At 38.8% G+C, this 13,441-nt stretch carries 15 protein-coding genes and 1 riboswitch; of the genes, 12 read left to right on the top strand and 3 right to left on the bottom strand.

Annotation, left to right across the window (positions count from 1 at the left end):
• The first annotated feature begins 78 nt into the window (after nt 1–78).
• The 4 genes from QUF49_RS12770 to QUF49_RS12755 all read left to right on the top strand — a co-directional run bounded on the left by QUF49_RS12770 (nt 79) and on the right by QUF49_RS12755 (nt 3,803).
• Nucleotides 79–1,899, top strand: a complete 1,821-nt coding sequence (locus tag QUF49_RS12770) for a GAF domain-containing sensor histidine kinase (protein ID WP_289495999.1) — start codon at nt 79–81, stop codon at nt 1,897–1,899.
• 1 nt (nt 1,900) lies between these two features.
• Entirely contained in the window at nt 1,901–2,539 is a 639-nt protein-coding gene (locus QUF49_RS12765; protein ID WP_289495998.1) for a response regulator, read from the top strand.
• Between the two features lie 128 nt (nt 2,540–2,667).
• Complete coding sequence (locus QUF49_RS12760; protein WP_289495997.1) at nt 2,668–3,495, top strand: GNAT family N-acetyltransferase; 828 nt, start codon at nt 2,668–2,670, stop codon at nt 3,493–3,495.
• A gap of 74 nt (nt 3,496–3,569) precedes the next feature.
• A complete protein-coding gene (locus QUF49_RS12755; protein WP_289495996.1) occupies nt 3,570–3,803 on the top strand; it encodes a hypothetical protein in 234 nt (77 codons plus the stop codon).
• A 112-nt stretch (nt 3,804–3,915) separates the two neighbouring features.
• Here the strand turns inward: QUF49_RS12755 and QUF49_RS12750 are convergent, their stop codons facing one another.
• Both QUF49_RS12750 and QUF49_RS12745 read right to left on the bottom strand, forming a co-directional pair.
• Nucleotides 3,916–5,532 (bottom strand): MDR family MFS transporter, encoded by a 1,617-nt coding sequence (locus QUF49_RS12750; protein WP_289495995.1) that lies wholly within the window; start codon nt 5,530–5,532, stop codon nt 3,916–3,918.
• A gap of 71 nt (nt 5,533–5,603) precedes the next feature.
• Nucleotides 5,604–6,041: a MarR family winged helix-turn-helix transcriptional regulator gene (locus tag QUF49_RS12745; RefSeq protein WP_289495993.1), complete on the bottom strand. Its 438-nt coding sequence runs from the start codon at nt 6,039–6,041 to the stop codon at nt 5,604–5,606.
• Nucleotides 6,042–6,469: 428 nt separating this feature from the next.
• On the opposite strand from QUF49_RS12745, the gene QUF49_RS12740 reads away from it, so the two are divergent.
• Complete coding sequence (locus tag QUF49_RS12740; RefSeq protein WP_289495992.1) at nt 6,470–6,598, top strand: hypothetical protein; 129 nt, start codon at nt 6,470–6,472, stop codon at nt 6,596–6,598.
• A 42-nt stretch (nt 6,599–6,640) separates the two neighbouring features.
• Nucleotides 6,641–7,297 carry an N-acetylmuramoyl-L-alanine amidase gene (locus QUF49_RS12735; RefSeq protein ID WP_289495991.1) on the top strand — a complete coding sequence of 219 codons (657 nt, stop codon included), beginning with the start codon at nt 6,641–6,643 and terminating at the stop codon, nt 7,295–7,297.
• Here QUF49_RS12735 and QUF49_RS12730 read toward each other — a convergent pair.
• Entirely contained in the window at nt 7,294–7,656 is a 363-nt protein-coding gene (locus tag QUF49_RS12730) for a DUF2243 domain-containing protein (protein WP_289495990.1), read from the bottom strand. The genes QUF49_RS12735 and QUF49_RS12730 overlap by 4 nt on opposite strands.
• 133 nt (nt 7,657–7,789) lie before the next feature.
• On the opposite strand from QUF49_RS12730, the gene QUF49_RS12725 reads away from it, so the two are divergent.
• From QUF49_RS12725 to QUF49_RS12700, 6 genes are all read left to right on the top strand, one after another.
• Complete coding sequence (locus tag QUF49_RS12725) at nt 7,790–8,620, top strand: STAS domain-containing protein (RefSeq protein WP_289495989.1); 831 nt, start codon at nt 7,790–7,792, stop codon at nt 8,618–8,620.
• Between the two features lie 322 nt (nt 8,621–8,942).
• Complete coding sequence (locus QUF49_RS12720) at nt 8,943–9,302, top strand: hypothetical protein (RefSeq protein ID WP_289495988.1); 360 nt, start codon at nt 8,943–8,945, stop codon at nt 9,300–9,302.
• A gap of 96 nt (nt 9,303–9,398) precedes the next feature.
• Complete coding sequence (locus tag QUF49_RS12715) at nt 9,399–10,046, top strand: serine/threonine protein kinase (RefSeq protein ID WP_289495987.1); 648 nt, start codon at nt 9,399–9,401, stop codon at nt 10,044–10,046.
• Between the two features lie 78 nt (nt 10,047–10,124).
• A riboswitch (cyclic di-GMP riboswitch) is annotated at nt 10,125–10,214 on the top strand.
• Nucleotides 10,215–10,533: 319 nt separating this feature from the next.
• Nucleotides 10,534–11,478 carry a GGDEF domain-containing protein gene (locus QUF49_RS12710; RefSeq protein WP_289495986.1) on the top strand — a complete coding sequence of 315 codons (945 nt, stop codon included), beginning with the start codon at nt 10,534–10,536 and terminating at the stop codon, nt 11,476–11,478.
• Between the two features lie 90 nt (nt 11,479–11,568).
• Nucleotides 11,569–12,642 carry a GGDEF domain-containing protein gene (locus tag QUF49_RS12705; RefSeq protein ID WP_289495985.1) on the top strand — a complete coding sequence of 358 codons (1,074 nt, stop codon included), beginning with the start codon at nt 11,569–11,571 and terminating at the stop codon, nt 12,640–12,642.
• A 490-nt stretch (nt 12,643–13,132) separates the two neighbouring features.
• A complete protein-coding gene (locus tag QUF49_RS12700) occupies nt 13,133–13,288 on the top strand; it encodes a hypothetical protein (protein WP_289495984.1) in 156 nt (51 codons plus the stop codon).
• Nucleotides 13,289–13,441 lie beyond the last annotated feature (153 nt).

Raw genomic sequence — 13,441 nt, 5'->3', positions numbered from 1 at the left:
ATGATATAATAGAATAAATTGACAGATTATTTAGACAGGTTTTTTATAAGAGGCATTTAAATAAAGCAGGTGAGAAAAATGGGGATAAACCGGGATAAAGCAGCTAGTTCATTTGTTTCGCTTATTATTGCAGCAGGTATGGTCATTTTGATTCTAAGTCTGTTTTCGATTTCCAAAACACCAGATCTTCTCGTATTCTTAACGCTATTGATCTTTCTCTTTATAACAGAGTATTATCCGATTCCAATCTGGAAAGGTATAAGTGCACTGAGCTTTCCTTTGCTGTACACGATTGAGCTTCTTTACGGATGGGGGATAGCGGTTTTTGTTTTTGGGTGCATGGTTTGTTTAGTTAACGCTTTGAATCAGCGCCCATTGCGTATCGTACTATTCAATCCTTCTCAGCTAATGATCAGCTTTTTTGGTGCTGTTCATCTGACAGACTTTTTATTATCAACTTTTACGGCACAATGGAGTCTGTTTTGGTCCGCTGAAATACGGATGATTGGAATAGCGATTCTTTATTATCTTTTCAATAATTTAATAGTCGATATCGTGCTTTTTTTACGGCCGCAAGTTTATCATTTTCAATTTTGGAAAACAAAAACGATCTCAGAAACACTTGTAACGCTCTTTTCTGTTCTCTACATTACGTTAATGTTTTTATTGGGCAGCCAAAACCGTGGTGTGGTAGATGCTTTTTCCTATATCTTTTTCTTCTCTCCCTTGGTCGCAATTGCACTTATATGTTCCTTTATAGCAAGGCTGCGTCAGGAGCAAAACAGGTTAAAAGCACTTTATGATATCAGTACTACGTTTAATGCTCAATTACCTTCAAAGAATTGGTTAAAGCAAGTTGAACTTCCTTTTTTAGAGTTTCTTGGCACGGATGCTGTGCTTCTTTATCTCTTTGATGGAACGACATGGAAACTAGCGTACGAAAATGGCGGTCTTTCCACAAGCAAAGATCTTTCAGAGAATTTGCTCCAGCATATTGAGGCTAACTCTAAAATGGTTTTGTTTAATAAAAAGAGTGAAGATAACGAATGGGTGTTTCATTATTTTCAAAGCAGTATAAAGTCGATCATGATCGCACCACTTACCATTGAGGATGAAGTTACAGGTGTACTTCTTACAGGAAGAACCAGAACACATTCATTTTCCTCTGTCGATGAGCAGTCAATGGCAACGCTTGTTAATCAGCTGGCGGTTGCTTGGAAATCCAAACTGCTGATCTCCGAACGTGAAAAACGGGTGCTGTTAGAAGAAAGGAACAGAATTGCCCGTGAAATTCACGATGGCATTGCACAAACATTAGCCGGATCTGTTATGCAGCTTGAAACTGCTCAGCGCGTATTTGAACAAAAGCCTGAAAGAACAAAACAGCTTGTAGCGGTAAGTACTGAAAAATTAAGAGGAAGTTTAAAGGACTTGCGAGAATCTATCTACGCTTTGCGCCCATATCCAACCGAACGAATAGGACTTCATCAAGCCATTCAATCCAAAGTGAAGGCTGTAAAAGATGAAGGTCATAACATACAATTTCGCTTCCAAGAGCGCGGCACTAGATATCCGCTTAGTACAATGGTAGAGAAAGTCATTTTTGATATTTTTCAAGAAAGTCTTCATAACACGCTAAAGCATGCGGATGCAAGCAAAGTCGAAATTCTTTTAAGCTACTCTAAAGAACAAGTCATTTTTAAGATAAAAGATGATGGCAAAGGATTTTCGCTATTTGAATCGATGATCAAAGCTAGGCAAGAGCCTCATTATGGCATACTGAACATGAACGAATTATCCGAGAGTCTAGGTGCATCCCTTCATATTGATTCTGCAAAAGGAAAGGGAACCGAAATTAAATTACACATTCCTCAAATAGAATCCAAGGAGGCTTTTTAATATGATTTCTATATTACTTGTAGATGACCATGCTATTTTACGAGATGGATTAAAGAACATCTTATCATTTGAAGACGATATAAAAGTTGTCGGTGAATCAATATCAGGTGAAGAAGCGTTAACGGCCGCTCAAGAATTGATGCCAGATGTTATTATTATGGATATTAACTTGCCAGGAATGAACGGTGTGGAAACGACATCGGTTATAAAAGCAAAACATCCGAACATCCGTATCCTCGTTCTGACTATGTACACGCATGACGAATATTTACTATCTGCATTAAAAGCCGGTGCAGATGGCTACTTGTTAAAAGATGCACCATCCGAACATGTGGTAGATGCCATACATGCGGTTTATAGAGGGGAATCAATGATTACCCCAAGAATGACAAAGAAACTAGTAAACATCCACCTTCAGCAGACGCAAATAAAACAAGATGAAACGAACCTGACTGAACGTGAGCAGGAAGTGTTGATCGGGTTAGTTGAAGGTTTGAGCAATAAAGAAATTGCAGATAAACTCTTTATCAGTGATAAGACAGTAAAAATTCATGTAAGTAAAATATTTAAGAAGCTTGAAGTGAAAAGCCGCTCACAAGCTGTCATCTATGCCGTACAAAACCAGCTCGTACCGATGTAAACCAGTCTATATGGCTGGTTTTTTTGTTGTGCCAAAATGAAATAATTAATACTCATTAAACTGAAAAAATGTTGCATTTTTCCATTTTACAGCTAAAATATATACAACATAAGGGAGGAGAAGTGCAGATGATTATTAAGACTGATCAAACTTGGCATGAAAAAGTAATGGACTATTTAAGTGCAGAACCTGCTTTGAATTTATTTATTATTGCAGACATTGAAAACTTTGGATATGAAACAGAATTTCAGGAAATCTGGGCTGATGTGGGTGAAGACGGCGCAATAACAGGTATTCTTCTCCGTTACATGGGTAACTATCTGCCTTATGCAAAAGGAACGATAAATGCCGAAGCATTCTCAGAGATTATCAATAAAGATCACAATTATGAAATGCTTTCCGGCAAAAAGGAAATAACCGAACAGTTTCGACCATATGTAGCTTTTGAGCGAACGAAAGAAACCTATTTTGCTGAACTAAGAGATGCTCAATTCTTAAACAAAAGCAGTTCTCGAGAAAATATTAGGCAAGCTGAACTATCAGATGTTGATAGCATTATGGACTTAAGGCACCTGATAAAAGAGTTTGATATTCGGCCTACAGCTAAACAAAGCTTGGAACAAGCATTAACTACTAAAACAGGCCGTACGTATTTTATCAAGGATATTGATAAGATGGTTTCTTGTGCATCTTCAACCGCTGAAAATTCTTTATCAGCTATGATTGTAGGTGTTTGTTCACATCCAGATAAAAGAAATCAAGGTCTTGCATCTCTATGCATGGAAGCACTGTGTCAGGACATCCTGGCTGAGGGGAAAGCGGTTTGTCTTTTTTACGATAATCCGAAAGCAGGATCCATCTATAAGCGGTTAGGATTTAAAGATATCGGCTTTTGGAGCATGAACTATCCTGTGCGCCATGTATCTGCAGAACAGCAAACAACGCTTGTGAAATAAAAAGTCTGTGTTTTCTAAGAGGTGGTTGAACTGCGAGGGTTAATATGCTCGCCAGGGAAGATTTATGCTCGTTCATGAAAATTTGTGCTCGTTCAGCGGCATTTATGCTCGCTGAACGAGCGATTCCCAAGATTTACGAGCGATTCCCAAGATTTACGAGCGATTCCCAAGATTTACGAGCGATTCCCAAGATTTACGAGCGATTCCCAAGATTTACGAGCGATTCCCAAGATTTACGAGCGATTCCCAAGATTTACGAGCGATTCCCAAGATTTACGAGCGATTCCCAAGATTTACGAGCGACCTGAAACGCAACCAACCACGCCCAAAACCAATAAAAATTACAAAATGGCTAACAAAAAAGACGGCTGGGAAACGAATCAATCATTCGCCCCTGCCGTCTTTTGCTTTATGCTTTAACTACCCCAGCTTTCGCTCAGCTGCTTGTTCATTCGATTCGGTTTTCTCTTCATTAGACGTTCGTAGCGGAATTTCTTTTAAGAAAAAGAAGGTGAGCAAGAACGCTGATCCAATCACGATAGCGCCAGTTAAGAAAACGCCGTTTAATGCATAGCTTAGTGACTCACGCAATATTCCTAAGACTTGTTTAATAAGGCCGAGTGACTCAGGTGGCAACGCGCTAAACTTTTCTAGTACCGCACCTTGATTTAACAGAACCTGTGGATTTGCCAGCTCTTTTATCTGCTCACCCATCTGAGGTGTAATGTTAGGTGTAGATACCATTAGTTTTTGAGATTCTTTGTTAAAATGGTCAGCTAGTGAATTGTTCATAACACTTCCCATGATCGAAACACCAATTGTACCGCCTAATTGTCTGAATAGCTGTACGGATGAAGTTGCAACACCTAAGTATTTATGTTCGATCGCATTTTGTACAGTCAGTGTAAAGATAGGGAAAGCGATACCTAGTCCTGAACCAACTAAGATCATGTTAAGGATGGCTGTTGTATTTGTCGTCTCGGTATCCATAAAATGCATGCTCGTCATACCGCTTACCATAATGAACAGCCCAAGCATCGCAAGTTTTTTGTACTTTCCAGTCTTCGTTACAATCTGTCCGCTTATCGTACTTCCAGCAACCATGGCAAGCGTAAGAGGCATCATCACAAATCCGGATTTTGTTGCAGATGTACCCATTACGCCTTGAATGAAGAAAGGCATATACATAATCGATCCAAACATACCTGCTCCTAAAAAGAAGCCGATAATGTTAGAAACTGTAAACACTTTATTCTTAAACATATCAAGAGGAAGAACAGGGCTAGAGACTCGTTTTTCTGTACGGATAAACAAGAAGAAAGCCACAATGGTTACTGAAAATAATCCGATGATCTCAGGGGATATCCAGTCGTATTGATTGCCTGCCCAAGTAAAAGAAAGCAGAAGGGGGACCATCGTAAGTGTTAATAGAAGAGACCCTGTGTAATCAATGGACTCTTTTTCTTTTCTTTGTACAGACGGAAATAAAAAATAGATAGCTGCAAAAGCAACTAGACCGAACGGAAGGAAAATCCAGAACACCCAATGCCAATGAAAGTGATCAACAATATATCCTCCTAATGTGGGCCCGAACACACTCGCTAATCCGAACACGCTGCTCATGATTCCTTGCCATTTGCCTCGTTCGCGAGGAGGGAACAGGTCACCAACAGCTGTAAAAGCGGTTGACATGATCATTCCGCCGCCAAGCCCTTGTATACCTCGATATGCAATAAGCTCAAGAATGCTTCTAGATACTCCACATAACAGCGATCCAATTGTAAAAACACCAATTCCTAAAAGGATAAAAGGCTTTCTGCCATATATGTCAGACAGTTTTCCGACGAGGATGGCCGTAATGCTGGAAGTGAGCATGAAAATTGTAAATACCCAGCTGTAGTATTCAATTCCGCCAAGATCAGCAATGATTTTAGGCAAGGACGTTCCAACAATTGTTTGGTTTAAAGCAGCAAACAGCATAGCCGCCATGATGGAAAGCATAATAATGACTTTCCGTCGCATTTCTAGATGTTCCATTTATATTCCTCCTATTCATGTGATAAATAGTTAATAAAGTGAAGTAATTTCAAAAAGCAAAACTGCTTTAATTAATCCAGCAGTTTTGTTGAAGAAGCTATCATGCGTTTCATGTCTTCATCAGTCAGGTTAGCAAACTTTTTTTCTAAATACTTATTTTTAATTTCATCCATTTTTTTAGCGATTTCTTTACCGTCTTCTGTAATTTCCAGATATACGATTCTGCGGTCTGAATCTGAACGAACACGCTGAATATAGTTTTTTACAACAAGGCGGTCTGTAACTGCGGTAATATGGCTTGACGATACCTTTAATTCATTGGCAATTTCAGATGCCATTAAAGGACTCTGGTTATATAGAGTCTGCAGTACAGCAAATTCGTTGCTTGGAATATAATCCGAATACACTTCGTTCAGACCTTTTCGTAACGTACGGAAAAGTCTTCGTAAACTCATTTCAAGTTCGCGTTCTAATTCATTTCTTCCTTGGGATTGCCCTCTATTCTCCATTTTAACACCCTTGCTTTTTGTTTCTTCTATTAGTATATGATAATTTATATTTAATAAGAAAGAAAGTAAAAGGTTTGAGGGGAAGTTTATGATGAAGAATTCAACGTTGTTTTTTGTGCTTTTAGGATTTGGTTTCTTAATCGGAGCTGCATATTGGGTTTGGGCGATCACAACGCAATCACCACCTGGAGGAATGTAAAAAGTTGTTTTATCTTACGCTGTGCTTTTGAAAGTGGTGGGTTTCCGCTCTAGGTGACTTCTCTTCATGGGGCGGGTGAGCCTCGTACGGTAGGACTTTCGCCACCTTGCGCATTTTACAACTTTTCAATGGTGAAAGCTACAGATGTAAAAGTCTTTTGGAAACGCTCTTTTCTAAAAGATTGTTGCTTTCAAATGTTATCTTCTATGATTGTTGATTGAAGTGTAAGATGCGAGACTCCTGCGGGACAGGCGGGCAGGTGAGACACTTAAAAGTGAAACGAACGAATGTGGCTCACCGCCCAGTGGAAAATAACCAAAAAATAACGAGCCGCTTATGGCTCTTTTTTTGTGTTTAAAAACATTTATAAAGTAGGTGTAAAATTTCTGGAGGTGTAAAGATGAAAGAAAAATACAAAATTACTAATCAATTTATTAAAAATGAATGGAAGCAGCGTCCAGGCGGGAATCGCATTCCTAAATATGCTGTAGCTCATGATACAGGTAACGCTGGTTCAACAGCTCGGCAAAACTATAACTATTTCAATAGCAAGCACTTAGAAGCATCTGCCCATGTTTTCATTGATGATAAACAAATTCTTGTAATCATTCCGTTGAATGAAAAAGCATGGCACGTACGTTCTGATGTCTCTGATGCAAACGAATGGGGAATAGGGGTCGAACTTTGCTACGGTGGTGCTATTCAATTTCAAGAAGCATACAAACGGTATGTTTGGTTTTTTGCTTATTTATGCGAAATGTATCAATGGGACCCAGATCGTCATATTAAAGGCCACTTTCAACTGGACCCAAAACGGCGAACAGATCCGTTGAATTGTTTTCATCAATATAGTAAGACGTTTCCTTTCTTTATTGAGGATATAAAATATGAACAAAAGAAACGAACCGTCAATACAGAAGCATTTAATGAGACCATAACATCATCTGGAAAGCTTTTTAAAGTGCAGATCGGGGCATTCTCTTCTCGGGAAAACGCAGAAAAGCTTGCATTGAAAGCGAAAGCAGCGGGGTTTGCTGTTCATATTGATTACATTTAAACCACTATTTTCTCTTTTTTCCACGTATAGTACACAAGTGCGATTCCGATCAAAACAAACAGAGGTTCAAGAAGATTTGCTTCAGGACCGCTGGTAATACGATGTAATTGAAACACCCAGTGAAACAAGATGTTATCTACCGTTAAAAACAAGCCGATCGCAGCTAAAAATCCATGAAAAAATGATGTGCTGTAGCGTTTGAAGATATACAACAGAATCAGAAATAAAATGAAAACTCCTAAAAATACTGCTCCAATTCGTTCGCCTGCTGTCACAGCTTTAAGCTCCCAGGCAAAAGCTCTAATTGACCAGTGAGACATAACAAATAGACCGAATAAAAAGCCGAACCAAATCTTCATAGTAGCTCCTTCCTAAACTATCAACAATTTACGACATGTTTTTTGTGAAAATAGGTTTTATATCCATTTAATAATGGTATATAAGTAGGAGGTATGCAATAATTTTTTGTTTATATAGGGGGATATAGATAAAATGGAGCGCCAATTGAAAGAATTGGGGAAAAAGATCATTGAAAGTAAATATGATCTGGCGAAGAAGATTGATGAGGTTCGAGTACAGCATGGTGAAAATCCGCCCGTTCTAACAGATTTTGTGAAAGAACTTCGTGGAGAATTATTCACATATTTTGGAGAAGCACTATATGAAGATTTTAAAACCAGCGAAGAACGGTTTATCAAGTGGGGAAGGAAGAATGGCGAACTTGCGGTTGAGTATGAAGTGCCTTTAGATACCGCACTAAACAGTACGAGATTTTATCGGATCGTGCTGTGGGACTTTATCCGAAACGAGATTAACAATGAAAAGTTTTCAGCCGATACTGTTTTAAAAGCAGCGTCAATCATTGATCCGTTTTTAGATGAAACCGTTCATGCTTTTAGTGTAGCTTATGTAGAAAACAATAACAGAGTACTCGGATTGGCCCGAGAAGCCATTGAAGAACTCTCTGTTCCAGTAGTTAGACTGACGAGATCCGTCGCTGTTCTTCCTCTTGTTGGAACGATTGATACTCACCGATCTAAGTTAATTATGGAAACATCACTTCAGAAATGTATGGAACTAGAAGTTGAGCATCTGTTTATCGATCTGTCTGGAGTACCAGTCATCGATACGATGGTAGCTCATAACTTATTTAAAGTGATTAATTCACTTAAGCTCCTCGGTGTAAAAGTTACGTTAAGCGGTATGCGGCCTGAATTAGCGCAGACGGTAGTATCATTGGGGATCAGTTTCGAAGGGTTTTCCATTGCGGGTAACTTGTATCAAGAGCTAGAGGCAATGGGAATCGGTCTTCAAACCAAATAAAAATCTAAAATACCTATCTTTTATTAGATAGGTATTTTTTTCTTGTATAAAAAGAACGTTTGTTCGCATATAATAAATAAAAAAGGAGGTTGCTTCATGACTAGCATGTTTTTAAGATGCATCCAGGAAAGGACTGCGGTGGAGATGATTTACCTTTCGCGAAAAGGGAATATTTCTCACCGAATGATCATTCCATACTCACTTCACGGAGACATAATTAAGGGCTACTGTTCAGTTAGAAAAGAAATCCGAACTTTTCACATAAGAAATATATTATCTGTACAATTTCGTTTTTCGCCTTCTTAAGATTGGAGGAATTGTCGTGCAATACGGAAGCGAAGAAGAGCGTTCGCTCATTGAGAAATTTGTGATGTATCCGATTTTACTCACAGTGTTTAATCGGGACCTGCAAATTATTAACGGCTCTCCATTAAAGTTGAGGCAGCCATATGTCGCATTAATCGAACAGATTATGAATCAAATTAGTAAAGATCTATATGATGTTAGAGTTGAACTCCGAAAAAGAAGAATAAAGGTGATGGATGGCAGGCGTGAAGCAGATATTACTGAATACGAGATCTTCATTAGAGGGTACCGTGAAATTATGCGATTCCCGAACGTTCATTTGAAGAACAAAGCCGAAACGCTTATGCTCTCCTACCTTCATGTAACAGCGGAATAAGCCAGAACACATTCAGGTTTCCTTTTTCATGCCAACTGTATACAATGAATGCAGAAACATATGATGATAGTAGACCATTAGAAATTGAGGATCCGAATGGAACATTTTATTCAGCTTGCCAGACAATTGAACAGTGAAATCATGATTGAGAGCCAAAGTCCGTTTGATCCGGTATGTCCGGTAAATACACCACATCCTTGGCAGATGCTAGGCTGCGGTAATTACGCGGCTGTTTTTTTACATCCAGAATATCCCGATTATGTCGTGAAAATTTATGGCAGGGACGAACACGGTCTGCTGGATGAGAAGAAAGTATACGAACGTTTAGGCGATCATCCCGGGTTTTCTGTTTGTTATTACACGGAAAGTAGGTTCTTGATTTTAAAACGAATCCAAGGTATTACGCTTTATGACTGTGTGCATAAAGGAATTAAAATACCTGAACATGTGATTTTTGATATTGATCAAGCCTTAAGTTATGCAACGGAAAAGGGATTGCAGCCTAGCGATGTACATGGGAAGAATGTGATGATTTCGGGTAATAGAGGAATTATTGTGGATGTATCTGATTTTTATAAAAAGGAAGATTGCCGCAAATGGAAAGACTTGCGTAAAGCGTATTTTAAGTTTTACAAAAAGACACTTTACCATTTCCCTGTAAAAATTCCTTATTTTGTTTTAAATGTTGTACGGGTAGGGTATAGGTACTATAGGATGTTAAAAATTTCTAAAGACTACAAATAATAGGATGAAATACCCATATAAAACACTGGCTAAAATTACCTATATAGTATATAATATCTATAAATCAATAGAAACCTTTGTTATTAAGGGCAAACCAGTTGAAAAGCTGGGACGCAAAGCTATGGGCCTAAAGTATGGTGAGACATGCAATGGCAGCCGGTTGCCAAAGGGAAGCGGACTAATGTTTCGATAGCTGTTGGATCTGGGAGGTATATTCTTAAGAGATGTGTATTTATTGTAAATACATGACCACTTAGGAACAAAACTGACAAAGAGATTCAATGTCTATCAACATTGTATTAATGCTTGAGAGGCAAGAAGGTCGAGGAAGTGAAGTTCAGAGGAGCGGAATGTATACGAATACATGAGCACCGGATGAACAAAACTGACAAAGAGATTCGATGCCTATCAACTTTAATTAAAGCCATTCCCTTTTTGGGTAATGGCTTTTTGTATGTAATTTTTCAGGATTTGAGGGGTTGCAGAAATGGAAAACTTCCAACTAGACTTGCGCACACTCAAAAGAAACTTGTTTTCAAAATTTATGGAGTCTATTCCAACCATGATACATACTCACAAAGAGCATCTCGGACAATATGATGACTTTCATACGTTTCTGAACGGTTTTGTTGAGCAATACGAAAAAATATTAGTGAAGTTTTTACGGGGTATCGTTCATGCGGTTTTTTTGCCGGAAAAACGTTTTGAATTATTTTTAAAACAAGCTGAACAAAAGGCTTTTCGGTCTGGTATTCATTTTTTAAGACATCAGCGTATTCCGCATCAGACACTTGCTTGCTTTACTAATAGCGTCAGTGAATCTGTTCTGCAGCAAGTAAAAAAAGAAGCAAAAAATGAATCGCATGTTGTTCAACTTTTCATGTTGGACAGATGGAACCGTATATCACATCGGTCAGTTACTGGATTCTTAAGCGGTTTTTCAGCAGAGCAATTTAAAGATTTGAAAGAAATAAGTATTCGTGACCCGTTGACCAACCTTTATAACCGTCGCTACTTCTATGACTGTTTGGAAAAAGAGCTAAAGAAAGCGCACAAACTTAAACTGCCGTTAACACTCGTTATGTTTGATATTAATAACTTTAAACTGATAAACGATGAGTATGGGCATCTTGCTGGAGATGAGATCCTTCAACAGATCGCTGAGCTTTCAAAACGCTTAAAATTGTTTTCCGGATTTAGATTTGGAGGAGATGAATTTGTATTTCTTCTACCGGGAATTTCAGAAGCGGAAGCGTATATCCTTGTTGAAAAGATAGAGAGTCAATTGATGAGTTGGAACAATTCTATTTCACTCGCTTACGGTGCAATAGAACTTCTTGCAGATGCATGTGAAAACATTGATTATTATCTTCAACTGGCTGACGAACGAATGTATACGAACAAACGAGAAGTGAAAACGTGCGAAACGTAAGAAAAATATGATGAAAATTGATTTATGTAAAATACAGGAACCGTGTGCTATAATTTCCTAATATAGCATAGCGTGAAGGAAGATGACTACATGAGAGAATGGTTTGTAATAACGGAACACCGGTCTGAAAACATATCTTCTTTATTGCGGTGGTTCTTTTTAGTTCTTTGCATCCCTATATTTTACTATCCTCCTATTTCAAATGTATTGAACTATGAAACAGATACGTTTCCATTGCTATTGGCGATCGGAATACTATATATGACCTCAACGCAAATCGTATTACATAAATGCCATGAAAAATCCGTGTACTACCGATTTTTTACAAGGGGTGGCATTGTTTTTGACTATATAGCTTATGCTTGGCTCATGCAGCTGTCTGGAGGAGCAGAAAGTCCGTTTGTTTCAGTCGGTTATTTAATTGTCATTCATGCAGCTCTTTATTGGAGATTGAAGGGAGCTTTCCTTTTAGGAGCAGCAATTTTTAGTACCCTGATGTTCTTTTTTATAACAGACAGTGGCTATCAGGACACTATGGCTTCCTTTGAATTTTTTATGAAGAGTTGTTTCTTGTGGCTGATTGCATTATATGGCGGTATCATCGCATCTAAAGAAAGACAGCACTATCTTGAGAAAAACATGTATCAGCTTCAATCCGAACAAGACTATTTAACAGGGTTGCTTAACCACAGAAAGTTTCAAGAAGATGTATTAGAAAAAACAAAACAAAATAAGCCTTTCACTCTTGTCCTTTGTGACATTGACCGATTCAAAAATTTTAACGATCAGCATGGCCACTTGATTGGAGATGAAGTGCTAAAGCTCGTGGGAGCAACCTTTAAACGGTATATCTCTATTAAAGACGGTGAAGCTTATCGGTATGGCGGTGAAGAATTTGCGTGGATTTTGCATACAGCTAGCCAACATGAAGTGAAAAAGATGATTGAATCCATCAATAGTCACTTAAAGCGATTTCCTTATACCATCGGAAACGAACCGTTACCAGTAACATTGAGTTATGGTATAGCTATTTATAAAACGGGTGAAAAGCCTGCCGAAATGATCCAAAGAGCCGATATGCTTTTATATGAAGCAAAGTCATCAGGAAGAAACACGTTAAAACTGGATACCATCAAAATGGAGGAAAATCAGCTAATGATGTAGCGGTTTTCCTTTTTTATTTTGGCTCATTTTAAAGGGTTAGTACTATGAAATAAAGCCAAGAAGCAGTTGATTTCCGTTTCAGGTGCTCGCTTTCCGCGGGGCAGGCGGTGAGCCACATTCGTATGTTTCACATTAAGTGTCTCACCTGCCTACCTGTCCCGCAGGAGTCTCGCACCTTCCACTACAATCAACTTTTCAACGAAGCAACAATCGTTTAGAAAAGGCTAGAAAGTAATTATTCGCATGTACCTCAGAGTGTTCATATTAAAGAATTCATTGTTACTTTTGAAAGTTGATCTCCGTTTCAGGTGCTCGCTTTCCGCGAAGCAGAGGGTGAGCCACATTCGTATGTTTTCACTCTCGAGTGTCTGACCTGTCTAGTTGCAGTGGCTTACCCCTCCAGGTCAAAAGTTAAATGGTCCGTCATGAGCAAAGTGCGCTTTGCTAGCCCATCCACCTTTTGCTCATCATCACTTAAAACTTTATATGTATGATTTTGCTGGATGGCCCGCTTGTCGGCGCTGAACTTTTTGAACTGTCTGTTTGTCCCGTAGAAGTCGGCAATATTAAGCTACAACCAACTTATGAACTTCCAACTAGCAACAATCCTAAAATATTGTTGCTTAAGACATCACTGACAAGTTGATTGTAGTGTAAGACGCGAGACTCCTGGGGGATCAGTGTGACAGGTGAGACACCTAAGGGCGCATAGCGCCGAGGTGGCTCACCGCGCACCTCCCGGAAAGCGAGCGTCTGAAACGGAGATCAACCACTTCCAGAGCAACTATGTAGTCACACA

This window comes from Fictibacillus sp. b24, assembly GCF_030348825.1.
In the GTDB taxonomy this organism is placed as follows: domain Bacteria; phylum Bacillota; class Bacilli; order Bacillales; family Fictibacillaceae; genus Fictibacillus.
The sequence above is the reverse complement of the archived record's forward strand: the minus strand, read 5'-3'. Positions and strand labels throughout refer to the sequence as shown.